The organism is Streptococcus sp. TATVAM-FAB8, assembly GCF_046592795.1.
Taxonomy (GTDB): Bacteria; Bacillota; Bacilli; order Lactobacillales; family Streptococcaceae; genus Streptococcus; species Streptococcus ruminicola.
Genome location: NZ_JAWVPQ010000007.1, coordinates 44,603 through 68,685 on the forward strand (window position 1 = coordinate 44,603; position 24,083 = coordinate 68,685).

Annotated in this window: 26 protein-coding genes and 1 riboswitch; of the genes, 18 read left to right on the forward strand and 8 right to left on the reverse strand. The window is 38.3% G+C overall.

Going from position 1 to position 24,083, the window contains the following annotated elements:
• Position 1: 1 nt before the first annotated feature.
• Entirely contained in the window at positions 2-571 is a 570-nt protein-coding gene (locus SFC32_RS05485) for a CYTH domain-containing protein (protein ID WP_014334666.1), read from the reverse strand.
• 137 nt (positions 572-708) lie between these two features.
• Between SFC32_RS05485 and SFC32_RS05490 the strand changes: the two genes are divergently transcribed.
• From SFC32_RS05490 to SFC32_RS05510, 5 genes are all read left to right on the forward strand, one after another.
• Positions 709-1,374, forward strand: a complete 666-nt coding sequence (locus SFC32_RS05490) for a GTP pyrophosphokinase family protein (protein ID WP_039696973.1) — start codon at positions 709-711, stop codon at positions 1,372-1,374.
• On the forward strand, positions 1,349-2,185 hold the full coding sequence (locus tag SFC32_RS05495; protein ID WP_039696972.1) for an NAD kinase: 837 nt from the start codon (positions 1,349-1,351) through the stop codon (positions 2,183-2,185). The genes SFC32_RS05490 and SFC32_RS05495 overlap by 26 nt, the downstream gene beginning before the upstream one ends.
• Positions 2,182-3,072, forward strand: coding sequence for an RluA family pseudouridine synthase (locus tag SFC32_RS05500; RefSeq protein WP_074868817.1), 891 nt, complete (start codon positions 2,182-2,184; stop codon positions 3,070-3,072). Before SFC32_RS05495 ends, SFC32_RS05500 begins: the two co-directional genes overlap by 4 nt.
• 17 nt (positions 3,073-3,089) lie before the next feature.
• Positions 3,090-4,088, forward strand: a complete 999-nt coding sequence (pta, locus tag SFC32_RS05505; RefSeq protein ID WP_252519441.1) for a phosphate acetyltransferase — start codon at positions 3,090-3,092, stop codon at positions 4,086-4,088.
• Between the two features lie 70 nt (positions 4,089-4,158).
• Positions 4,159-4,914 carry an SDR family oxidoreductase gene (locus SFC32_RS05510; protein WP_411050042.1) on the forward strand — a complete coding sequence of 252 codons (756 nt, stop codon included), beginning with the start codon at positions 4,159-4,161 and terminating at the stop codon, positions 4,912-4,914.
• A 31-nt stretch (positions 4,915-4,945) separates the two neighbouring features.
• Here SFC32_RS05510 and SFC32_RS05515 read toward each other — a convergent pair whose 3' ends face one another.
• A complete protein-coding gene (locus tag SFC32_RS05515) occupies positions 4,946-5,341 on the reverse strand; it encodes a sodium transporter (RefSeq protein WP_411050043.1) in 396 nt (131 codons plus the stop codon).
• 163 nt (positions 5,342-5,504) lie between these two features.
• Here SFC32_RS05515 and SFC32_RS05520 point away from each other — a divergent pair, with 163 nt between their 5' ends.
• Together SFC32_RS05520 and SFC32_RS05525 are read left to right on the forward strand one after the other, a co-directional pair.
• On the forward strand, positions 5,505-6,347 hold the full coding sequence (locus tag SFC32_RS05520; RefSeq protein ID WP_411050044.1) for a Cof-type HAD-IIB family hydrolase: 843 nt from the start codon (positions 5,505-5,507) through the stop codon (positions 6,345-6,347).
• Between the two features lie 167 nt (positions 6,348-6,514).
• Positions 6,515-7,933 carry a glycoside hydrolase family 1 protein gene (locus SFC32_RS05525; protein WP_039696966.1) on the forward strand — a complete coding sequence of 473 codons (1,419 nt, stop codon included), beginning with the start codon at positions 6,515-6,517 and terminating at the stop codon, positions 7,931-7,933.
• A 42-nt stretch (positions 7,934-7,975) separates the two neighbouring features.
• Here the strand turns inward: SFC32_RS05525 and SFC32_RS05530 are convergent, their stop codons facing one another.
• Both SFC32_RS05530 and SFC32_RS05535 read right to left on the reverse strand, forming a co-directional pair.
• Entirely contained in the window at positions 7,976-8,632 is a 657-nt protein-coding gene (locus tag SFC32_RS05530; protein ID WP_411050045.1) for an ABC transporter ATP-binding protein, read from the reverse strand.
• Between the two features lie 13 nt (positions 8,633-8,645).
• Positions 8,646-10,169 (reverse strand): ABC transporter permease, encoded by a 1,524-nt coding sequence (locus SFC32_RS05535; RefSeq protein WP_411050046.1) that lies wholly within the window; start codon positions 10,167-10,169, stop codon positions 8,646-8,648.
• A gap of 382 nt (positions 10,170-10,551) precedes the next feature.
• Between SFC32_RS05535 and guaC the strand changes: the two genes are divergently transcribed.
• The 3 genes from guaC (at position 10,552) to SFC32_RS05550 (ending at position 13,770) form a co-directional block, all read left to right on the forward strand.
• Positions 10,552-11,535 (forward strand): GMP reductase, encoded by a 984-nt coding sequence (gene guaC, locus SFC32_RS05540; RefSeq protein ID WP_039696963.1) that lies wholly within the window; start codon positions 10,552-10,554, stop codon positions 11,533-11,535.
• A 108-nt stretch (positions 11,536-11,643) separates the two neighbouring features.
• Positions 11,644-11,739, forward strand: a riboswitch (purine riboswitch).
• A 179-nt stretch (positions 11,740-11,918) separates the two neighbouring features.
• The gene (locus SFC32_RS05545; protein ID WP_039696962.1) at positions 11,919-12,500 is read left to right on the forward strand and encodes a xanthine phosphoribosyltransferase; all 582 of its coding nucleotides are present in this window, start codon (positions 11,919-11,921) and stop codon (positions 12,498-12,500) included.
• Complete coding sequence (locus SFC32_RS05550; protein WP_074563550.1) at positions 12,493-13,770, forward strand: nucleobase:cation symporter-2 family protein; 1,278 nt, start codon at positions 12,493-12,495, stop codon at positions 13,768-13,770. The genes SFC32_RS05545 and SFC32_RS05550 overlap by 8 nt, the downstream gene beginning before the upstream one ends.
• Before the next feature lie 53 nt (positions 13,771-13,823).
• Here the strand turns inward: SFC32_RS05550 and SFC32_RS05555 are convergent, their stop codons facing one another.
• From SFC32_RS05555 to SFC32_RS05570, 4 genes are all read right to left on the reverse strand, one after another.
• On the reverse strand, positions 13,824-14,759 hold the full coding sequence (locus tag SFC32_RS05555) for an FAD:protein FMN transferase (protein WP_411050047.1): 936 nt from the start codon (positions 14,757-14,759) through the stop codon (positions 13,824-13,826).
• A gap of 116 nt (positions 14,760-14,875) precedes the next feature.
• Positions 14,876-15,061 (reverse strand): 4-oxalocrotonate tautomerase, encoded by a 186-nt coding sequence (locus SFC32_RS05560; RefSeq protein ID WP_002888803.1) that lies wholly within the window; start codon positions 15,059-15,061, stop codon positions 14,876-14,878.
• 120 nt (positions 15,062-15,181) lie between these two features.
• The gene (locus SFC32_RS05565; RefSeq protein ID WP_074560026.1) at positions 15,182-15,391 is read right to left on the reverse strand and encodes a hypothetical protein; all 210 of its coding nucleotides are present in this window, start codon (positions 15,389-15,391) and stop codon (positions 15,182-15,184) included.
• A gap of 11 nt (positions 15,392-15,402) precedes the next feature.
• Positions 15,403-15,681 (reverse strand): hypothetical protein, encoded by a 279-nt coding sequence (locus tag SFC32_RS05570; protein WP_074625806.1) that lies wholly within the window; start codon positions 15,679-15,681, stop codon positions 15,403-15,405.
• Between the two features lie 556 nt (positions 15,682-16,237).
• On the opposite strand from SFC32_RS05570, the gene SFC32_RS05575 reads away from it, so the two are divergent.
• From SFC32_RS05575 to SFC32_RS05610, 8 genes are all read left to right on the forward strand, one after another.
• On the forward strand, positions 16,238-16,819 hold the full coding sequence (locus SFC32_RS05575) for a thymidine kinase (protein WP_411050109.1): 582 nt from the start codon (positions 16,238-16,240) through the stop codon (positions 16,817-16,819).
• A 36-nt stretch (positions 16,820-16,855) separates the two neighbouring features.
• Positions 16,856-17,935 carry a peptide chain release factor 1 gene (gene prfA / locus SFC32_RS05580; RefSeq protein WP_411050101.1) on the forward strand — a complete coding sequence of 360 codons (1,080 nt, stop codon included), beginning with the start codon at positions 16,856-16,858 and terminating at the stop codon, positions 17,933-17,935.
• Entirely contained in the window at positions 17,935-18,765 is an 831-nt protein-coding gene (prmC, locus tag SFC32_RS05585) for a peptide chain release factor N(5)-glutamine methyltransferase (RefSeq protein WP_411050102.1), read from the forward strand. The genes prfA and prmC overlap by 1 nt, the downstream gene beginning before the upstream one ends.
• A complete protein-coding gene (locus SFC32_RS05590; protein ID WP_074625803.1) occupies positions 18,758-19,357 on the forward strand; it encodes an L-threonylcarbamoyladenylate synthase in 600 nt (199 codons plus the stop codon). The genes prmC and SFC32_RS05590 overlap by 8 nt, the downstream gene beginning before the upstream one ends.
• Before the next feature lie 82 nt (positions 19,358-19,439).
• Positions 19,440-20,690, forward strand: coding sequence for a serine hydroxymethyltransferase (glyA, locus tag SFC32_RS05595; protein WP_074964709.1), 1,251 nt, complete (start codon positions 19,440-19,442; stop codon positions 20,688-20,690).
• Between the two features lie 41 nt (positions 20,691-20,731).
• Positions 20,732-21,709 carry a nucleoid-associated protein gene (locus tag SFC32_RS05600; RefSeq protein ID WP_039696955.1) on the forward strand — a complete coding sequence of 326 codons (978 nt, stop codon included), beginning with the start codon at positions 20,732-20,734 and terminating at the stop codon, positions 21,707-21,709.
• Positions 21,709-22,311 (forward strand): lysozyme family protein, encoded by a 603-nt coding sequence (locus tag SFC32_RS05605; RefSeq protein ID WP_074601803.1) that lies wholly within the window; start codon positions 21,709-21,711, stop codon positions 22,309-22,311. Before SFC32_RS05600 ends, SFC32_RS05605 begins: the two co-directional genes overlap by 1 nt.
• 45 nt (positions 22,312-22,356) lie before the next feature.
• Complete coding sequence (locus tag SFC32_RS05610; RefSeq protein WP_411050103.1) at positions 22,357-24,081, forward strand: ABC transporter ATP-binding protein; 1,725 nt, start codon at positions 22,357-22,359, stop codon at positions 24,079-24,081.
• Positions 24,082-24,083: the final 2 nt, after the last annotated feature.

The following is a 24,083-nucleotide window of genomic DNA, read 5'->3' on the forward strand; positions in this document are numbered from 1 at the left end:
TTTAATTTCGCTTAAGGGTTGCGCTAAAGCGAGCAACTTTGCTTTTAGCATACTTAAAGTCAATGTCATGCTGAGCTAAGAAGTTGTCAAAATCTTTTTTGCCTTTTTCAGCATTTTCAACTTCTAGTTCAAGTTCATAGTCTTTAATATCAGCATATTGATTGCTATCAAGAGCCATAAGACCAATATCAGTCATTGTTTCGCGGCGTGTTGTCGTCAGACTACCAAAATTTTTAAGGCTTGATAGTTTAACACCATTTTCTTCGATAAGTTTCAAAAAATCAACTTCTGGAAATTGACCTGATTTGATGATTTCTTTGGCATCAGCAACACTCAAATCATAGTTGTATTCCAAATTACCAACTTCTTTTGGAATTTTCAATGTGATTTCTGCGCGATTTGGCAATGTCCGAATGCGAAGAGACATGCGATGTGCTTTCATGTCAAAATTATCTGAATCGAAGTAGTAATTCGTTTGCGTTACTGGTGTAACGTGTGAAAGTTGACTGTTAAGACGATTGAATTCGTCTTTAGTGAGTAATGTTTTGTACTCAATTTCAAGGTGTGTCATAAAATAATTTTCCTTTTTTCCTCAATTAGAAATATGGTATAATAGGTTTGTTATATTAATTCTATACAAAAGTCAATTTTTTGACAAGGATTGGTTATGTCTGCGTGACAAGCCCATCCCATTAGGAAGGAAATGTGATGGACTGGGAGAAATTTTTAGATCCTTACATACAAACTGTTGGTGAATTGAAGATTAAATTGCGCGGAATCCGCAAGCAATTTCGTAAACAAAATCGACATTCACCGATTGAGTTTGTGACTGGTCGTGTAAAATCGGTCGAAAGTATCAAGGAAAAAATGGTGCTACGCGGGATTAAACCAGAGAACATTGAACAAGATTTGCAAGATATTGCTGGTCTTCGTATTATGGTTCAATTTGTTGATGACGTTGATGAAGTTTTGGCACTTTTACGTAGTCGACATGATATGAAAATCGTGCAGGAACGTGATTACATCACGCATATGAAAGCCAGTGGTTATCGTTCATACCATGTTATTGTGGAATATCCTGTTGATACCATTGATGGTCAAAAAACAGTTCTAGCTGAGATTCAAATTAGGACTTTAGCGATGAACTTCTGGGCAACGATTGAACATTCATTGAACTATAAATATAAAGGCGAGTTTCCTGATGAAATTAAAAAACGTTTGGAAACAACAGCAAAAATTGCCCTTGAGTTGGATGAGGAGATGCGAAAAATTCGCGAGGATATTAGGGAAGCACAGCTTTTATTTGATCCCGCAAGTCGGAAATTAAGTGATGGTGTAGGAAATAGTGATGACACAGACGAATATTACAGATAAAGTTACACGTGTTGCTATCGTAGCAAACGGGAAATATCAGAGTAGACGAGTTGCCTCAAAGCTTTTTGCGGCATTCAAGGAAGATAAAGGATTCTATTTGTCTAAAAAAGATCCAGATATTGTCATTTCCATTGGTGGTGATGGCATGCTGTTGTCTGCTTTTCACACGTATGAAAAGATTCTTGATAAAGTCCGCTTTGTGGGAATTCATACCGGTCATCTGGGGTTTTACACCGATTACCGAGATTTTGAAGTAGAAAAGTTAATTGAGAATTTGCGAGCTGATAAGGGGCGTAAGGCATCTTATCCAGTTTTGCGAGCTAAAATCACTTTAGATGATGGTCGTGTGGTGAAAGCGCGTGCCCTTAACGAAGTAGCCATCAAACGTATTGAGAAAACAATGGTTGCTGACGTTGTCATTGATAAAGTGAAGTTAGAACGTTTCCGTGGTGACGGTATTTCGGTATCGACACCGACAGGAAGCACAGCTTACAATAAATCTTTAGGCGGAGCTATTTTGCACCCGACGATGGAAGCAATGCAGTTGACAGAGATTTCTAGTCTTAACAACCGTGTTTATCGCACCCTTGGGTCATCTGTGATTGTGCCGAAAAAAGATAAAATTGAAATCATTCCTAAACGCCAAGGCGTTTATACAGTGTCAATCGATAACAAAACCATGCATTATAAAAATGTGTCTAAAATTGAATATTGTATTGACAATAAAAAAATTAGTTTTGTGGCAACACCCTTCCATACAAGTTTCTGGGAGCGCGTGAGAGATGCCTTTATAGGAGAAGTAGATTCGTGAGATTTGAATTTATTGCGGACCGACGAACAAAAGTAAAAACCTTTTTAAAGGGACATGATGTTTCAAAAGGCTTATTAGCCAAAGTGAAATTTAAAGGTGGAAATATTTGGGTAAATGGCGTTGAGCAAAATGCCATTTATTTATTGGATGTGGGAGATGTGGTGACGATTGAAATTCCTGATGAACAGGAACATGAAACCCTTATTCCAGTCAAGCATGACCTTGATATTGCCTATGAAGATGATCATTTTTTGATTATCAATAAACCCCATGGTTATGCAAGCATTCCAAGTGTTTTGCATTCAAATACCATTGCTAATTTTGTCAAATATTACTACATGGAGCAAAATTACCCTAACAAGCAAGTTCACATCGTAACTCGACTTGATAAGGATACAAGCGGTTTGATGCTCTTTGCCAAACACGGCTATGCCCATGCTAGACTTGATAAACAACTACAAAGTAAGACCATTGAAAAACGTTATTATGCCTTGGTTTCTGGTCAAGGTGAACTAGAAGATGAGGGAGAAATCATTGCGCCGATTGCTCGAGATGAAGATAGTATTATCACACGTCGCGTGCACCCGTCTGGAAAATACGCTCACACAAGTTATCGCGTTGTGGAACGCTTTGGCGATGTGGCTTTGGTAGATATTCGACTTCACACAGGACGAACTCACCAAATTCGTGTGCATTTTGCTCACATTGGTTTCCCGCTTTTGGGAGATGATTTGTATGGTGGCCGTATGGATCTTGGCATTACGCGACAAGCCTTGCATTGCCATTATTTACGTTTTGTAGACCCTTACACAAATAAAGAGATTATCCAAAGCGCAAACTTGACAGATGACTTTGATAGCGTTATCATGAAGCTACAACAAAAATAGATGGAAGGTTAATTTTTATGGGAATTCGATCTTTATTTGGTAGCTTAAGGGAAAAAATTGTTGGTAAAAACCTCAAAATTGTTTTTCCTGAAGGAAATGATGAACGTGTTCTTCGTGCAGCCGCTCGTTTAAAATTTGAAGGTTTGATTGAACCAATTATTTTAGGAGAAGCTACGGAAGTTCGAGAATTACTGGCTAAATTCGGTTTTGCTGATCAAAACTATGTGATTATTAACCCGCAAACTTATGATAAGTTTGATGAGATGAAGGAAGCCTTTCTTGAAATCCGAAAAGGTAAAGCAAGTCCTGAAGATGCTGATCGTCTATTGAAAGACGTTAATTATTTTGGTGTCATGTTGGTCAAACTTGGTTTGGCTGATGGTATGGTTTCTGGTGCGATTCATTCAACAGCAGATACTGTTCGCCCAGCTCTTCAAATCATCAAAACAAAACCGGGCATTTCCAGAACATCAGGTGTTTTCTTGATGAACCGTGAAAGCACTGATCAACGTTTTATGTTCGCGGATTGTGCTATCAATATTGATCCGAATGCTCAAGAATTATCTGAAATTGCTTTAAACACTGCTGAAACGGCAAGAATTTTTGACATTGATCCAAAGATTGCCATGCTTAGCTTTTCAACAAAAGGAAGTGCCAAAGCACCTCAAGCTGAAAAAGTTCGTGAAGCCACTCAACTGGCTAAGGGACGTCAGCCTGAATTGGCTATCGATGGTGAATTGCAATTTGATGCCGCTTTTGTTCCAAGTACAGCAGAAGTAAAAGCACCAGATAGTGACGTCGCTGGACAAGCAAACGTCTTTATCTTCCCAGACCTTCAATCAGGAAACATTGGTTACAAGATTGCTCAACGTCTTGGTATGTTTGAGGCAATCGGTCCAATTCTTCAAGGATTGAACAAACCAGTCAATGATTTATCACGTGGTTCAAGTGCAGAAGATATTTATAAATTAGCTATTATCACAGCAGCTCAGGCTGTTGATGACATGAACGAATAATAAGAAAGAATCAGTTGGCTGATAACCAACTGACTTTCTTATATCCAGAAGAGTATAGAAAGAGAGTAACATGACAAAAATTGCATTAATAACAGGCGCTTCGGCAGGATTTGGAAAAGCTATTGTTAAGAAATTAGTAGCAGATGGTTATCAAGTTATTGCCAGTGCTCGTCGTTTGGAAAAATTGCAGAGCTTACAAGCAGAACTAGGTAGTGATAAGGTTTATCCTTTACAAATGGATGTTTCTGGGCCAAAACTCATTGATCAAGCTTTAGCAAGTTTACCAGAATCTTGGCAACACATTGACCTTTTAGTCAACAATGCTGGATTGGCACTTGGTTTAGACAAGGCATATGAGGCCGATTTTACTGACTGGATGACCATGATTAATACCAATATCGTAGGTCTTGTTTATCTGACACGCCAAGTCTTACCAGACATGGTTAAGCGTAATTTAGGGATGATTATTAACCTTGGGTCAACAGCAGGAACTATTCCATACCCAGGTGCCAATGTTTACGGTGCATCAAAAGCCTTCGTCAAACAATTTTCGCTAAATTTGCGTGCTGATCTTGCTGGGACAAAGATTCGTGTGACGAATATCGAACCAGGGCTTTGTGAAGGAACAGAGTTCTCAAATGTCCGCTTCAAAGGTGACGATGAACGTGCTGAGAAACTTTACGAAGGAGCGCACGCCATTACGCCAGAAGATATCGCAAACACTGTTTCTTGGGTGGCTAGTCAGCCAGAGCATGTTAATTTTAACCGTATTGAAATGATGCCAGTGTCTCAAACATACGGTGCGCAGCCTGTTTACCGTGATTAAGAATAAGCAAAAAGAGCCAAAAGGCTCTTTTTTAATCATCGAAAATAGGATTAGTGCTAGAAGGTCCAGAAGTGACATCAGACCAGCCAACGATTGCTTGACCAGATTCATTTAGGTAACTTGCCAGAACAGGCTTTAAGTCTTGGATAAAAGTAATAACACCCATAAGTTCACCAGAATCATCTTTAACTGCTTGATAAGTTTGAAATAAGATACGGTCAAATGATTCGGTAGGAATTTGAAAATGAAGGGCTTGTTCTGGTGCTTGCTCAAGGCTGGTCCAAACCCATTGTGGTAATTCATTTTCTTCGGGTTCCGAGAAAAAAGAGCCGTCTGAACGATTATTGCTATAAATCAGTTTTAAATCTTTATCATAAAAACTAGCTCGGTAAGGAAGATGAGCCAATAAGTCTTTTACATTTTTCATGGTTTTAGCATAGCGATTTTGTATCAGAAATGCAAGCAAGCTGTCTGAAAGCTGTCAGCTGGAAAAAAAGCAGAGGAAAGTATCAGTTTTTCGTAAGATATAACTATCGTTTTCAAACTTTTCTTAGTAAAATAGAGGCATTAAAAACGAAGAGGACAGTGCTGTGAGTAAAATTATTTTTTTAGATGTTGATGGAACTTTGGTGGATTATCACAATCGTATTCCAGAATCTGCTGTATTGGCAATTCGACAAGCGCGTGCCAATGGGCATAAAGTCTTTGTCTGTACGGGACGTAGTCGTGCAGAAATGCAACCTGAATTATGGAAGATTGGGCTTGATGGCATGATTGGGGGCAATGGTTCATATGTCGAGTACAATGAAGAAGTTATCATGCATCAGATGATTTCAAAAGAAGATTCGAGAGCGATTGTTGACTGGTTACATGAGCGCGGATTGGAATTTTATTTGGAATCTAATAACGGATTGTTTGCTTCAGAAAACTTTAAAGAAGCTGCTCGCCCAGTCATGCGCAAGTACGTCATGCAAAAAGGAAAAACAGCCGCAGAAGTAGAACACATGGAAGCTGAAGATGCTCTTCATGGCTTGGTTTATGGTGGCGAATTATACCGTGATGACCTAAATAAAGTCAGCTTTATTTTGAATTCTTACCAAGATCATTTGGATTCTGCTAAGGCTTTTCCAAACTTAAAAGCTGGGACTTGGGGCGGCCGAGGGGAAACAGCTTTATTTGGCGACCTCGGCGTTAAAGATATTACCAAAGCGCATGCCATTGACGTTATTTTAGAGCATTTGCAGGCTAGTCGTGAGGATACCATTGCTTTTGGTGATGCCAAAGTGGACATTCCAATGCTTGAGTGTTGTAAGATTGGTGTTTCTATGGGAAATGGTGGCCCAGAAATTCTAGCGATGGCTGATATGGTGACTGACGATGTCGAAGAAGATGGTCTTTACAACGCCTTTGCCAAATTAGGTTTGATGGAATGAAAATGACTTGAGATAGGAATTGTCAGATTGTTTATATTTTGTTTAGATATCTGACATTTGTCGTCATTTTTTCGTATGATAGTACAAGGATAGCGTTGGATAGCATTAGTTTTTTAGAAATGATAGCGCTATAATTGTAGTCAATGAAAAGTTAAAAGGAGATTGACATGTTACACAAAACGCTAAAACCATTTCCAGATTATTTCTTGTGGGGAGCTTCAACCTCTGCTTACCAAGTAGAAGGTGCCTCTTTAGAAGACGGCAAAGGACCTTCTTGTCAAGATGTGAAAGAATTGCCAGCAGGAACTGCAGATTTGACAGTTTCAGTTGACCATTATCATCACTACAAAGAAGATATTGCCTTGATGGCAGAAATGGGCTTTAAATCTTATCGTTTTTCAATTTCTTGGTCACGTGTTTTGCCAAACGGGACTGGCGAAGTGAATCCAAAAGGAATTGAGTTTTATAACAACTTGATTGATGAATGTTTGAAATATGATATCGAACCAATTGTGACAATGTTCCACTTTGATATGCCAGCAGCGCTTGATGAACGTGGTTCTTGGTCAACACATGAGTCAGTAGATTGGTTTGCTGAATATGCGCGTGTCTTGTTTGAAAACTTTGGTGACCGTGTGAAATACTGGTTAACAATCAATGAACAAAATATGCTTACTTTGGTTGGTCCTGTCATCGGTACTCTTCATGTGCCAGAAGGAACAACAAACCTTACAAAAGAAATTTACCAACAAAATCACCATCAATTGGTAGCGCAAGCTAAAGCTATGCAACTTTGCCACGAAATGCTTCCAGAAGCTAAAATTGGTCCAGCACCAAATATTTCATTGGTTTATGCGGCTTCATCAAAACCAGAAGATGTTCTAGCTGCTCAAAACTTCAATGCAATTCGTAATTGGCTCTATCTTGATGCTTATATCCTAGGTGAATACAATAACCTTGTCTGGGCATACCTTGAAGAACAAGATGCTACACCAGTGATTACTGATGAAGATCGTGCCATCATGAAAGCTGCAAAACCAGACTTTATCGGATTTAACTACTATAATACAGCAACAGTAGCTGCATCAGATGGTACAGAAAGCTTGAACCCATCAGCTGACCAACAAACAGCACGTGGAGAAGCAGGTTTCTACCGTGGTGTTGACAATCCAAATCTTCCAAAAACTGAATTTGGTTGGGAAATTGACCCAGTCGGTTTCCGTGCAACTGTTCGTGAAATGTACAGCCGTTACCGCTTGCCACTTTTGGTTACTGAAAACGGTCTTGGAGCTTACGATACTTTGACAGAAGATGGTAAAGTTCACGACCAATACCGTATCGATTATCTTCGTGCTCACATTGAACAAATTCAATTAGCGATTACGGACGGTGTTGATATGCTTGGTTACAATCCATGGTCAGCTATTGACCTTATCTCAACACACGAAGGCATTCGTAAACGTTATGGTTTCATTTACGTTGACCGTACTGATGAAGAAGTTGGTAGCCTTGAACGTTACCGCAAAGATTCATTCTTCTGGTATAAAAAAGTTATCGCAAGTAACGGACAAGATTTGTCAGACTAAAATAAGAAAAAACACTCAGCAGTTTTGCTGGGTGCTTTTCGTTTATAGTTGGGTAAATTGTTTTTTCTTGAGTTCAAAAACGACATCTGTTTCTTTAGCGACAGCCGTTTCATGTGTCACGATAATCACGGTTTTATTTTGCTGATGAGCGATGTCTTTGAAGATATTGACAATGTCTTGGGTAGTTTCTTCGTCTAAGTTTCCTGTTGGTTCATCAGCTATAATGACATCATGATTGGTTGCTAGGGCTCGGACGATGGCAACACGCTGTTGTTGACCTCCGGAAAGTTGAAGAACTGGCTTATCAATCATTTCTTTAGGAATGCCCACCAGCTCAAAAAGCTCATCGATTTTAGCATTGTCAACGGGAGTGTTTGTGATTTCGAGTGCTGTTTGAACATTTTGACGTGCAGTCATGTAAGTCATTAAATTATAAGCTTGAAAGATAGTTGAAACAGCGTTTTTACGGTAATTGGTCAAGCCAGACTTATTAATATCTTTGTCATCTAAGTAAATCTTGCCTGTTTTTGGGCTATCTAAGCCAGCAAGCAAGGAAAGAAAGGTGGTCTTTCCACTTCCTGATTGTCCAAGAATGGCATAAATTTTTCCTCTTTCGAAGCTTAGATTAACATCTTTGAACAGGTAATCATCTGGATTATTAGTGTACCAATAGCCAATATTTTTTGTGTGTAAGGTCATATGAGTGTCCTTTCTAATTTGATGATAAGATATCTTTTGGTTTCATGCGAATGATACCAATACTTGCTAAGATAGTTGAGATAAATGAGATGAGAAGGGCGATTCCACCGAGTTTTGCGACATCAGTTCCTGTTAGTTTGATATCGAGATTATCGATTTCTTTTGGTGAAGTTGTTGCCATTGACATCATGTTGCCAAAACCACCGCCGGATGGTTTGTCATTTTGGGGTTTTGAGTCATTTTGCTTATTGTCATCATTAGAAGAGTTTGTCTCTTGACCAGGACCATCGCCATTAGCTCCTTGGTTTGTAGTTTGTTGTGTCTGAGTTGAAGATGACAACAGTTGATTACCAAGGGCATTTCCGACAAAATTTCCTGCAAATGATGCAATCACAAGAGAAACAATAGTTACCATGAATAACTCTGTGAAGAATTGGCCGATGATTTTAAGGCGATTTTCACCCAAGCTCATGAGAACTCCAATTTCGTAACGGCGCTCACGAATGCTTAAAATAACAATCAAGGTTAGGATAACTGCGCCAGCAATAGCCACCAAAATAACAATATTTTGTGCAATTGATGAAATGTTATTAAGTGGTGAAAGCATTTGTTCGTAGATTTCATCGCTTGATGTCACAGAGTAAGTGTCAGTGTCGATTTCTGATTTTACTTCTTTAACGAAACTGTTCATTTTTTCAGGATTTGAAAGGGTATAGACAGCTGAATCAAGTTTATCTGTTTCACCTTTCATGGTATTAGCTGTTGTCAGTGTTGTGTAAATGTTGTTTTGTGGGTTTGAAGCATTTGACATCATTTGAGCTGTCGTTGCTGTTGATGAATTGTCGTAGATACCAATGATAGTTAGAGTGTAGTTTGTCTCAGTACTATCTACAGTTGTTGTTACTGTGAAAGTATCACCTACACTTAAATTGTTTTCGCTAGCCAAATCTGAAGAGATAAGTGCGGAATTGTCGGCAGTTTCTGAAGTAATGCCGTCTCCTTTAGAAATCGTACTTGTTCCTGAAGTGAAGTCACTGACATTGTCAGTTGTGTTAACACCAGTAATGGTAAAATCACCCGATGCCATCATGGCGCCGTGGTTCTCAGGTTGGTTGCCATTTTGTGAAGCATTATCGCTTGAATCATCAGAAGATGAAGAAGTAGAGATAGCAGAAATACCGTCACCTGCATTAGCCGTTGTGGTTGTTGTGAAAAGGTATGATGAGACACCGCTTTTTTCTGCGATTGATTTTGCTGTTGCAAGCTCAACAGAAGTAGTAGCTGTGGTGGTGCTACTTGAGTCAGAACTATTTTCGCTGTCAGGTTTAAAAGCCTTCATCATAGCTTCGCGATTAACGGATAAAGTCACTGTTGCACCCGCTTGTTTTTTAGCTGATGTGACAGCAGAATCTGCCGCATTTTTAATGGTTAATCCAGCTAGCACAAAAATTAAAATCGCACTGGTCACCAAAACGAGTAGTCCCGTGCGTCCTTTTTTAGCTTTTGTCGCAAGCCAGGCTCGCTTAATAAAATTCATGTCAATAACTCCTTTGCAATCGTATTACAAAAAAGTCTAGGGGATTAAACTTAAGTCAAACTGAAAGAAAACTGAAATAAAACTTAAAAATTATGAAAATCTTACCAGCAAACAAAGTTCGTTAAAAACGAACGATACAAAAATATAAAATAGAAATATTTGACATTAAACGAATGAAGTTGTAAAATGATAATGGAAGGGTAAGGTTTTACCTAGCGATGCTTTATTAAGTCAATGCTTAATAGAGTTATAGGAAGGTCATTTTTTAATGAAAGAGTCGATGTGTTTTTGAGCTACTCTGACAGAGAAAAGGTGACCTTTTTAGATTGTCCTTTGACCTTGTCTGAGTGTTCACTGACACAAAGACCACGGAGAAATTGATATGTATAACGAAATGCCTGTCTTTGATTATGAAGATATTCAACTCATTCCTAACAAATGTATCATTAAAAGCCGTTCGGAAGCTGATACGCATGTAACACTTGGTGATTATACCTTTAAATTGCCAGTTGTTCCTGCTAATATGCAGACGATTATCGATGAAGATATCGCTGAAAAGCTTGCTAAAAATGGTTACTTTTACATTATGCATCGTTTTGACGAAGCTTCTCGAAAACCTTTTGTCAAACGCATGCATGACCAAGGCTTGATTGCTTCAATCTCAGTAGGTGTTAAAGATTATGAGTACGACTTTGTCTCAAGCTTAAAAGATGATGCGCCGGAATTCATTACCATTGATATCGCTCATGGACATTCTGATAGTGTCATTGAGATGATTAAGCACATTAAAAAAGAATTGCCAGATACTTTTGTTATCGCTGGTAATGTTGGAACACCTGAGGCTGTTCGTGAGTTGGAAAATGCAGGTGCTGATGCCACAAAAGTTGGGATTGGTCCTGGTAAAGTTTGTATCACAAAAGTGAAAACTGGTTTTGGAACAGGCGGCTGGCAATTAGCAGCACTACGTTGGTGCGCAAAAGCAGCTCGTAAACCAATTATCGCTGATGGTGGTATTCGTACTCACGGTGACATTGCCAAATCTATTCGTTTTGGTGCGACAATGGTTATGATTGGTTCTCTCTTTGCTGGACACTTAGAAAGCCCAGGAAAATTGGTAGAAGTAGATGGAAAACAATATAAAGAATACTACGGTTCTGCTTCTGAGTACCAAAAAGGAGAACACAAAAACGTTGAAGGTAAGAAAATCTTACTCCCTGTCAAAGGACATCTAAAAGACACACTTGTTGAAATGCAAGAAGATCTTCAAAGCTCAATTTCATACGCTGGTGGTCGTGATTTGCATGCCTTGACACGTGTTGATTATGTTATCGTTAAAAATTCAATCTGGAATGGTGATTCAATTTAGAACAGGAAAGTTGTCATTATTTTCAGAATATTACTTCTTTAATAATAGGACCAATGTCATCTTGAAATCCAAGTTTAAAATGATACAATAGTTCTATCATTAATGTGATGGTTAAAATTCAATATTACTTATTTATGCTACGAATAGGCGTAGCGTTTCTACAAGACACCGTAATGTCTAACAATAAGTCAATTCTCAGTTGCTGTCTGAGAAAACATTTTTGCATACCTGTAGAAATGTGACCGAGTTTTGCAAGAGGTGTTTACAATTCGTAAACACCTCTTTTTATGCAATCTGTCTTTGTTTAATGACGCTTGAAAAGTTTCATAGTAAGTTGTTTGTTTTAACAATCCGATTTTAAAAATTTTTCAAAAGGAGAATCCATGAAATTATTGGAAGATCGCATCTTAAAAGATGGTAATGTTTTGGGTGAGGATATCTTGAAAGTAGATAGTTTCCTCACTCATCAAGTTGACTATGAACTCATGCAAGAAATTGGTAAAGTTCTTGCAGAAGCTTATAAAGACGCTGGTATCACAAAAGTAGTTACAATTGAAGCATCTGGTATTGCACCAGCTTTATATACGGCACAAGCCATGAACGTTCCAATGATTTTCGCTAAAAAAGCTAAAAATATCACAATGACAGAAGGTATTTTAACAGCAGAGGTTTATTCATTTACTAAGCGCGTGACAAGCACAGTATCAATCGCAAGTAAATTCTTGTCAGAAGACGACACTGTTCTTATCGTTGATGATTTCTTGGCAAATGGACAAGCTGCTAAAGGGCTACTTGAAATTATTGGTCAAGCAGGTGCTAAAGTAGCTGGTATTGGTATTGTCATTGAAAAATCTTTCCAAACAGGTCGTAAATTACTTGAAGAAACAGGTGTACCTGTAACATCTCTAGCTCGAATCAAAGAATTTAAAGATGGTCAAGTTGTCTTTATGGAGGCTGATGCATAATATGGAAATGAATGAACAAAAACACTCACAAGCCGCTATTCTAGGTTTGCAACATTTACTTGCCATGTATGCAGGGTCAATCTTGGTTCCTATCATGATTGCCAGCGCCCTCAACTATTCAGCTGAACAATTAACTTACCTCATTTCAACTGATATTTTCATGTGTGGGGTTGCTACATTCTTGCAATTGCAGTTACGTAAGCACTTTGGTGTCGGACTTCCAGTTGTTCTTGGTTGTGCCTTCCAATCTGTTGCACCGTTATCAATCATTGGGGCTAAACAAGGTTCTGGTTACATGTTTGGTGCTTTGATTGTCTCTGGTATTTATGTGATTTTAATTTCTGGCATTTTCTCAAAAATTGCTGATTTCTTCCCACCAGTTGTTACTGGTTCTGTCATCACAACTATTGGTTTGACTTTGATTCCAGTTGCTATCGGTAACATGGGTGATAACTCAGACAAACCAACAGCACAATCATTGATTTTGGCTCTTGTAACCATTGCGATTGTTCTTGCGGTTAATATTTTTGCTAAAGGATTCATTAAATCAATTGCCATTTTGATTGGTTTGATTGGTGGAACGATTGTGGCTGCCTTTATGGGCTTGGTTGATACATCAGTAGTCGCTAACGCACCGCTTGTTCACATTCCACAACCATTCTACTTTGGCGCACCAAAATTTGAAATCACATCAATCATTATGATGTGTATCATTGCAACTGTTTCAATGGTTGAATCAACTGGTGTTTATCTTGCATTGTCAGATTTGACTGGTGAAAAATTAGACAGCAAACGTCTTCGTAACGGTTACCGTGCAGAAGGTGCAGCTGTTCTTCTTGGTGGTATTTTCAATACTTTCCCATATACTGGATTTTCTCAAAACGTTGGTTTGGTTCGTATTTCAGGAATCAAAACACGTCGTCCAATTTACTATACAGCCTTGTTCCTTGTGATTCTTGGGCTTCTTCCAAAATTCGGTGCAATGGCACAAATGATTCCAAGTCCAGTTCTTGGTGGTGCTATGATTGTTCTTTTTGGTATGGTAGCTCTTCAAGGGATTCAAATGCTAAATCAAGTTGATTTCCAAAATAACGAATACAACTTTATCATTGCTGCGGTTTCAATCGCTTGTGGAGTTGGTTTTAACGGAACAAATCTCTTTGTTAGCCTTCCAAATACAGTTCAAATGTTCTTAACAAATGGTATTGTTATTGCTGCATTATTTGCTGTTGTTCTTAATTTGATTTTAAACGGAAAACCAAAAAAATAAGCGTTTAGACATAAATAAACACATCTAGGATTTTTCCTAGATGTGTTTTGTTTTTATCGTAAGAGTTGAAAGTTGGAGCGTAAGCCATTTGTCAAAGCTAAGCGATTATCTTTAGTGATGAGAATGCCTTCGATACGCGGAGTAGCTTGAATAGTTGCCAGAGCTTGCATGACAGGAAGACCAAAGAGTCTTGTGGTCCAGATTTCACAATCAACAGACAAGTCAGAAACGATGGTAAGGCTTGCCATTTCGGTCTCGATAGGATAGCCAGTTTCTTGGTCAAAAATATGGTGATATTCTTTGCTTCCGACTTTTAGGCGACGTTCATAAATGCCTGAGGTGACGACAGATTGATTTTTGAGAGTCAAAATCCCGATATGATTGCCTCTTGGTTTTTGAGGATTTTGAATGCCAATTCGCCAGCTGCCTTTATCGTTTCTTGGATTATCGCCGTAAACAAGGACATTTCCACCAAGGTTAATCATGGCAGAAGTGACTTTTTCTGATTTTAAATAATCCATGATTTTATCAGCAATATAACCTTTAGCAAGAGCACCAAGGTCGATTTTCATGCCTTTTTGGCTTAGAAAGACACTTTGTTTAGTCGCATCTAAAATGATATTTTCTGGTTTAGATAAGGCTAGCGCTTTTTGAATTTTTTGAGGACTAGGAACTCTAGCGTCGTCAAAACCAATGCGCCAGCTTTGTACCAAAGGACCAATAGCGATGTTGAGGTTACTAGGAGTTGCTAAGCTATGCTTTTTTCCAATCGCAATTAAATCAAATAAATCTGGGTGAACAGTGACAGGAGCGATGCTAGAGTTGTCGTTGATGACCATGAGTTCAGAGTCAGCATCGTTAGCACTAAAGCGATTTTTATAAAGTGTAAGCAGACGACAAACTTCGGCGATGTGCTCTTTTGGGGTGTCAGAATCGATTAAGATATCAATAGTAGTTCCCATCATCTGAATACTATGGCTAAGTTGCATGCTTTTCCTCCTGAAAGTTTCTTAGTTTTAGCATAATGTTTTCTGGTCAAAAAAGCAATTTCTAAGTCAGTAAAAAAGCTTGAGACGATCGCCTCAAGCTTAGTTGCTATGAAAAATTAGTTTTTCTTTTTCATTTCGCCGTGTGGGTAGTAAGTACCTTCTGGCATGTCATTGATGAAAACGTGGATTGCTTCTTTTGGAGCTTTAGCAATACGTGAAACAACTTCAGTTACTTCGCGAGCAAGCTCAACTTTTTGTTCTTGAGTACGACCTTCAAACAAATCGATTTTTACGAATGGCATAAGAGTCTCCTTTTTTAATCATTTAATAGTAACATTGTAGCATATTTTGCAGGAAAATTCAGGAAAATTAAGAAATATCAGCTGTTTAGACAAGCTTTTTGTGCTATTTTAGAAGAAATCTTATTTAAACAATTTCAAAATATCTGATAAACCAAATGTCGTTTTATGGTAAACCTTATTATAAGCTGCTTTTTTCGGATTTTTAATCCAACCTGAACCTTTCTTCCCATATCCTGGAATGATAGCTTTTTTAGCTTGTCTTTTCCATTTAGCAGTAGTACGAGCTTTTAAACTCTTTTTAAGACTTGGTTTTCGAAATCCAACTTTCATGATTGTACCTCTTACTTACTATTCAATTTTTTAAGTTCGTCAATAATCTGTTGATTTTGATTAATTAAAAGCCAGTTTTGTTCTACTAATGCAGACAAATAAGAAAGTTTAGTTTGGTCAACGCCGTTGTTAAACGAAAGCGCTAGCCCAGCTTTGATAAGCCCGTTGCCGGCCATTTCATTTGCAATACGTTGAACTTGAGCATAACTATCTTGAGATAAACCTTTAACGCCACGCGCTTCAAGGTAAGCTTCAGTTTTTTCTTCTTTTGTTTTTCCAAACAATGCCATTTTCTTTTTCTCCATATTTTCAACTTTTAACGTGATTCATTCTTTGCACATAAAACTATTGATTATTTTTATCTCCAGCATATAAAGCAATGAAGATGGCTAATAGTGCTGTGATTATAATAAATTTCACTTTGACTTTCCTTTGTATGTTTTTTTATAACATGTTATAAGATACTCCATTGTTTTTCCTTCGTCAATACTGTTTCTTAAATATTTTTGTAACATAATCGTGATTCTTTTAATAAAGTGTCATCAAATTTACATGACTTGCTGTGTTATAATTTTCAGTGAGCATTAACAACTTAACAGCACAAGGAGTGGCGTTTTAGTCGCTCTTTAGTGCGTTGATTTGTTATTCAATAGTGTTGGTTACCGATATCACATTTTGTGATAAAAGCTAAAGCAAAATTTGCTTTAGCTTTTTTTGTTGGTCAAATACTTAGTCTGGTGGGGTGTAGACGTTTTTGTCTGGTTAATTTGCTTATCCTACTTGTTTATCCATGAGCGATTTTATGGTAGAATAGTAGAATATTAGTAGAAGGTAGGATTGTCACTTTTGGCTCAACTCTATTATAAATATGGAACCATGAATTCTGGTAAGACCATTGAAATTTTAAAAGTAGCCCATAACTATGAAGAACAAGGAAAACCTGTTGTCATCATGACTTCAGCACTTGATACACGTGATGGTTATGGTATTGTTTCTAGTCGTATCGGTATGCGCCGTGAAGCTATTGCAATTACTAATGAGATGGATGTTTTTACTTACGTCAAAGCTTTACCAGAAAAACCTTATTGTGTTCTTATTGATGAATGTCAGTTTTTAACGAAAAAGCATGTCTATGAATTAGCACGTGTTGTTGATGAATTAGAAGTACCAGTTATGGCTTTTGGGTTAAAAAATGATTTTCAGAATGAATTATTCGAAGGTTCAAAATACCTACTGCTTTTAGCAGATAAAATTGATGAAATTAAAACCATTTGCCAATTTTGCTCAAAAAAAGCCACAATGGTTTTGCGAACTGAAAATGGAAAACCGGTTTACGAGGGAGACCAAATTCAAATTGGTGGAAATGAAACTTACATCCCTGTTTGCCGTAAACACTATTTTAATCCCATGATTTCAACTGAAAAATAAGAAATGAATTTGTAAGAGAGAGGATAACAAACACACATGAACATTTATGATCAGCTACAAGCGGTCGAAGACCGTTATGAGGAATTAGGAGAATTACTAAGTGACCCAGATGTCGTTAGTGATACCAAACGTTTCATGGCTTTGTCAAAAGAAGAAGCAAGTACGCGTGAAACAGTAGCCGTTTACCGTGAATACAAAAAAGTTCTTCAAAACATCGAAGATGCCGAAGAAATGATTAAAGATGCTGGTGGCGATCCAGAACTTGAAGAAATGGCAAAAGAAGAACTCAAAGAATCAAAAGCATCAAAAGAAGATTACGAAGAAAAACTTAAAATTCTTCTTTTACCAAAAGATCCTAACGATGATAAGAACATCATTTTGGAAATTCGCGGTGCCGCTGGTGGTGATGAAGCTGCTCTATTTGCTGGTGACCTTCTTCAAATGTACCAAAAATACGCTGAAAGCCAAGGTTGGAAATTTGACGTCATGGAAGCCTCATACAATGGTGTCGGTGGTATCAAAGAAGTTGTTGTCATGGTCTCAGGTCAATCTGTATACTCTAAATTGAAATACGAATCAGGTGCTCACCGTGTGCAACGTGTCCCTGTTACAGAAAGCCAAGGTCGTGTCCACACATCTACAGCGACAGTTCTTGTCATGCCTGAAGTTGAAGAAGTAGAATACGAAATCGATCCAAAAGATTTGCGTGTAGATATTTACCACGCATCAGGTGCTGGTGGACAAAACGTCAATAAAGTTGCGACAGCCGTTCGTATGGTTCACATTCCAACTGGTATCAAAGTTGAAATGCAAGAAGAACGTACACAACAAAAGAACCGTGATAAAGCCATGAAAGTCATTCGTGCGCGTGTTGCGGACCACTTTGCTCAAATCGCTCAAGACGAACAAGATGCTGAACGTAAATCAACAGTTGGTACTGGTGACCGTTCAGAACGTATCCGTACATATAACTTCCCACAAAACCGTGTGACAGACCACCGTATTGGTTTGACATTGCAAAAACTTGATAGCATTTTGTCAGGTAAATTGGATGAAGTGATTGATGCGCTTATTCTTTTTGATCAAACTAAGAAACTAGAAGAGTTAAATAAATAATGAACTACGCTGAAACAATCAGCCAACTAGAAAAAAACTTACAAGAAATTGGAGAAGATCCAGAAAACCTCACTTACGTTTTTCGTGAGTTAAAGGGCTGGAGTCTTCTTGATTTCATCTTACATCAAAATAAAGAAGTGACTGAATCAGATCAGAAGCTCCTTGAGTCAATCATGGGTCAGCTAGAAGATCATCGTTCACCGCAGTACATCACTGGAAAAGCTTATTTTCGTGATTTGGAGCTTGCGGTTGATGAGCGTGTCTTGATTCCGAGACCTGAAACGGAAGAATTGGTTGATTTGGTTTTAAAGGAAAATAGCAAAGCAGATTTACGTGTTTTAGATATTGGAACGGGCAGCGGAGCTATTGCCATTTCACTTAAGTCTGCGCGACCTGACTGGCAAGTTACAGCCTCAGATATCTCGCAAGCTGCTCTGCAATTGGCTGAAGAAAACAGTAGGCTCAATCAAGTGTCGCTTGATTTTGTGGAATCAGATGTTTTTAGCCAGATTACAGGGACTTTTGATGTGATTATTTCAAACCCGCCTTATATTGCTTATGATGATAAGGATGAAGTTGGGGTGAATGTTCTTGCTTCTGAACCTCACTTGGCGCTTTTTGCGGACGAGGATGGTTTTGCTATTTACCGTCAAATTATCGAAGGTGCTGGTGAGCATTTATCAGAAAATGGTAAACTTTATTTTGAAATTGGCTACAAGCAAGGAGATGGTTTGCGTGCTTTGCTTAGCAAACATTTCCCACAAAAACGTGTCCGTGTCTTAGAAGACATATTTGGTAAAGATAGAATGGTCGTGATGGATAATGGCTAATTTGGAAGAAATACTTCAAACGGGTGGTGCGGTGATTTTGCCGACAGAAACCGTCTATGGGCTTTTTGCACAAGCCATGAATGAAGAAGCAGTTGAACATGTGTATCACTTAAAACGTCGTCCTAAAGACAAAGCCATGAATCTTAATGTGGCAGATTACGAAACGATTTTAGCTTTTTCAAAAAATCAGCCAACTTATCTAAAAAAACTCTATGACGCTTTTTTACCTGGACCGTTAACCATTATTTTACAGGCAAATGACCGTGTGCCAGCTTGGATCAATTCTGGCTTATCAACAATTGGTTTTAGAATTCCAAAACACCCGCAGACTTTGGCACTTATTAAAGAGACCGGTCCTCTCATTGGACCGTCAGCCAATATTTCTGGTCAAGAAAGTGGCAAAGTTTTTGTACAAATTCAGAAGCAGTTTGGCAACTCAGTTGAAGGGCTTGCTGACGATGCTGCCATCACTGGTGTTGACTCGACAATTTTGGATTTGTCTGGTGATTTTGCACGTATTTTACGTCAGGGAGCAATTACAAAAGAAGATTTGTTGGCGCGTGTCCCTGAGTTGACGTTTGCAAAAGATTAGATTTGGAATTTATTTGATACTGTTTCGGCTTTTACAATCGAGAGAAGATTGTGACTTGATCTTATCAAAAGGAGATAAGGATATGATTTTTGACAAGGAAAACTACGAAGCATTTGACACCGAACTTTGGCAAGCTATCCATGCGGAAGAAGTTCGTCAACAAAATAACATTGAACTCATTGCCTCTGAAAATGTTGTTTCTAAAGCTGTTATGGCAGCTCAAGGAACAGTACTGACAAATAAATATGCCGAAGGTTATCCTGGCAAACGTTATTATGGCGGTACTGATTGTGTGGACGTGGTTGAAAATTTGGCTATTGAACGTGCTAAAGAATTGTTTGGTGCTAAGTTTGCCAATGTTCAACCGCATTCAGGAAGTCAAGCTAATGCCGCAGCATACATGGCTTTAATCCAACCTGGGGATACTGTCTTAGGAATGGATTTGGCTGCGGGAGGTCACTTGACTCACGGTGCATCAGTCAGCTTTTCAGGAAAAACATATCATTTTATCTCTTATTCAGTTGACCCTGTCACAGAACGTATCGATTATGATAAATTGGCTGATTTGGCTAAGGAAGTCAAACCTAAGTTAATCGTTGCGGGTGCATCAGCTTATTCACGTATTATTGATTTTCCACGTTTTAGAGAAATCGCTGATAGTGTTGGAGCTTATTTAATGGTTGACATGGCACACATTGCAGGGCTTGTGGCTTCTGGTCATCATCCAAGTCCAGTCCCATATGCTCATGTGACAACGACAACAACGCACAAAACCCTTCGTGGCCCTCGTGGCGGACTCATTTTGACAAATGATGAAGCTATTGCTAAGAAAATTAATTCTGCGGTCTTTCCGGGTCTTCAAGGTGGTCCATTAATGCATGTGATTGCTGGAAAAGCTGTCGCTCTAAAAGAAGCGCTGGATCCAGCTTTCAAAGAATACGGTGAACAGGTGATTAAAAATGCAGCTGCTATGGCTGATGTCTTTAATCAACACTCTGATTTCCGTGTCATTTCAGGCGGTACAGATAACCACGTCTTTTTGGTTGACGTGACTAAAGTGGTTGAAAATGGAAAATTGGCACAAAATATTCTTGAGTCTGTTAACATTACGCTCAACAAAAATTCAATTCCATTTGAAACCCTGTCACCGTTTAAGACATCTGGTATCCGTATTGGTTCACCAGCCATTACCAGTCGTGGAATGGGTGAGAAAGAATCACGCCTTATTGCTGAATTGATTGTAAAAGCTCTTGAAAACTATCAAAACGAAACTATTTTAGAGGAGGTTCGTCGTGAGGTTAAAGCATTGACAGATGCTTTCCCACTTTATTAACGAACAGCTGAACACTTTTAAGTGTTCAGACAGACTTAACCATGATTGATTTGTATATTAAACGCATTGTTATTCATCAATTTACGCCAAATGATACGGAATTGATTTTGTCAGATCAGTTATTGACGATTACGCCGCGTATTGATGAGTATTTTCGTAAAAAATTAAGCAAAGTTTTCTCAGATGAAGCCAAACGTGGAACGTTCTCAGAAGACAATGTCTTTCTTAGTTATTTGAGTGATGATTTGATGGAATCATCCGTTAAAATCGCTCAGCTTTGGAAAGAAGAGTTTGTCATTTCTGATAATCAAAAGACAAATGATTTGGTCTTCATCCAATTTGATAAAGACGGTGTTGAGCATTTTGCTTTCCTTCGTGTGGCGTTAAGAGAAAATTTCACGCATATCTCAAGTGACAGTGAAAGTCCGATTAAAATCACACAAAATAATTACCCATCTGCGGCTCAAACACCAGATGAAGCCTTGGTGATTAATCGTGTTAACCATCATTATTATTTGATTGAAAAACGCATTAAGCACAATGGTAGCTTTGCCAACTATTTCTCAGAGAATCTCTTGCAAGTTCAGCCTGAACAGTCGGTCAAAAAATCGATTAAAATGGTGGAACAAGCAGCCCAAAAAATTGCTGAAAACTTCCAACAAGATGATTTTGCTTTCCAATCAAAAATGAAAGCAGCCATTCACAAAAACTTGGAAGAAGAGCAAGAATTATCACCTGAAAAGCTGGCGGACCAACTCTTTGACAATAATTTAACAGCTCGTTTAACCTTTGTTGATGAGTTGAAAGAGAGCATTCCAGAGCCTATTCAGGTGTCGGATATTGACCACTCGCGTCAAACGAAAAAATTAGAGAATCAAAAATTGTCACTGTCAAATGGTATTCAATTGATTGTTCCTAATAATGTTTATGAAGACGCTGAGTCGGTCGAATTTATTCAAAATCCAAATGGAACCTATTCCATCTTGATTAAAAATATAGAGGATATTCAAAATAAATAATGTTTAAGTTCTTAAAACGCCTGATTGTACTGGCATTTGTCATTTTCTGTGGCTACCAAGTTTACGTCACTCATGAAAATGTTCATAATGTATTGCAGTATAAAAGCATGGTCAAAGAGATTTTAGACGATAATGACACCACAGCCAACGTTGAGTTGGTCTTGGCAATGATTTACACAGAAACAAAAGGAAATGATGGCGACGTTATGCAATCTAGCGAAAGTTCAGACGGCGTTGCTAATTCCATCACTGATAGTAAAACGAGTATTCGCCAAGGGGTCACAGTCCTTTCAGAAAATCTTTCTTTAGCCCATGAGGCAGGAGTAGATGTTTGGACAGCTGTTCAAGCTTATAACTTTGGAACATCTTATATTGATTATGTTGCAAGGCACGGTAGTAAAAATACAATTACTTTAGCTAAAACTTATTCACGCGATGTAGTAGCTCCAAGTCTTGGTAACACGACTGGTGAATCTTATTTTTACTATCATCCTCTGGCTTTGATTTCAGGTGGACAGCTATATCGAAATGGTGGTAATATTTACTACTCGCGTGAGGTTCATTTTAATTTATATTTGATTGAATTAATGAGCTTATTTTAAAATAGTAAGGTTTAGAGTTTAATATCTTTATTAAAAAAGAGAAATATGAAATATTTAAGTCGTTATTTCAAAGGGTACCTTAAAGAGACTGTCTTAGGTCCCCTTTTCAAATTGTTTGAAGCATCTTTTGAATTATTAGTTCCTATTATCATTGCGCGAATCGTTGATACGATTATTCCAAGCAATAACAAGATGAGTCTTGTTTTGATGATTGGACTTTTGTTCCTATTCGCTGTTGTCGGTGTCATTGTGGCGATTACCGCACAGTATTTTTCTTCAAAAGCCGCAGTTGGCTATACGCGTCAGCTGACCAAGGATTTGTTTAAAAAAATCATGGGCTTGAGTAAGGAAGACCGTGATAAACTGACAACTTCAAGTTTGGTAACACGCTTAACCAGCGATACTTACCAAATCCAAACAGGAATTAACCAATTCTTGCGTCTTTTCTTACGCGCACCGATTATTGTCTTTGGTGCCATCATCATGGCTTTTAATATCAGCCCTAAGATGACTATCGACTTTTTGGTCATGGTTGCCATTTTATTTGTGATTGTCTTTACTATGTCACATCTGTTGAATCCAATTTATGCTAGCATTCGTCGTGCAACAGATAAGATTGTTAACATGACACGTCAGCAGTTGGAAGGGGTTCGTGTTATTCGAGCTTTTGGTCAAGTGGACAAAGAAGAAAGAGAATTTGCGGCTGCTAACCAAAACTACACTGACTTGCAATTAAAAGCGGGGCGCTTATCAAGTTTGGTAACCCCACTGACTTACCTTGTGGTTAATAGCACTTTGGTTCTTGTCATTTGGCAAGGAAATATCCAAATCGGTAAAGGTCTTCTTTCTCAAGGAATGTTGATTGCCTTGGTTAACTACCTTTTGCAAATTTTGAGTGAATTGCTTAAGATGACAATGCTTGTAACCTCTCTTAACCAATCATTTATCAGTGCTAAACGTATCACAGAAGTTTTTGAAAAAGAGTCTGAAGACTTGTCGACTGAGCTTGAAGAAATGACATCTGATTTTGCGGTTAGCGTGAGTGATATGAGCTTCACTTATCCAACAGCAGCAGAACCATCACTATCACACATTGATTTTCAACTAAATCCAGGTGACTTTTTAGGAGTTATTGGGGGAACTGGTTCAGGGAAATCAACCTTAGTTGAACTCCTTACACATCTCTACACACCTCAGGAAGGTCGCTTAGCCATTTTCCAAAATCAAAAATCGCCTAAAACCTTAGGTGAGTGGCGCTCATGGGTCAATGTGGTGCCGCAAAAAGCCGAGCTTTTCCAAGGTACGATTCGTTCTAACTTAACTCTAGGAATGAAGGGTGATGTGAGCGATGAGACGCTTTGGAAAGCTTTGAATATTGCACAAGCGAGTGATTTTGTTTCTGAAAAAGAAGGACAGTTAGATGCGACAGTTGAAGCCTTTGGACGTAATTTTTCTGGTGGGCAACGCCAACGTTTGACGATTGCGCGTGCTATTGTTCAAAAAGCTCCGCTTCTTATTTTGGATGATTCTACATCAGCCCTTGATTACTTGACAGAATCAAAATTATTGACTGCTATTCATGAGCAATTGAGTGATACAACTTTGATTTTGATTTCACAACGTACTAATAGTTTGAAGGCTGCTGATAAGATTTTGCTTTTGGATAAGGGACATCAACTAGGATTTGCTAGTCATGATGAATTGCTCGCAACTAATGAGCTTTACCGAGACATCCATTACTCACAACACCAAAAAGGAAAGGAGGACTAGAA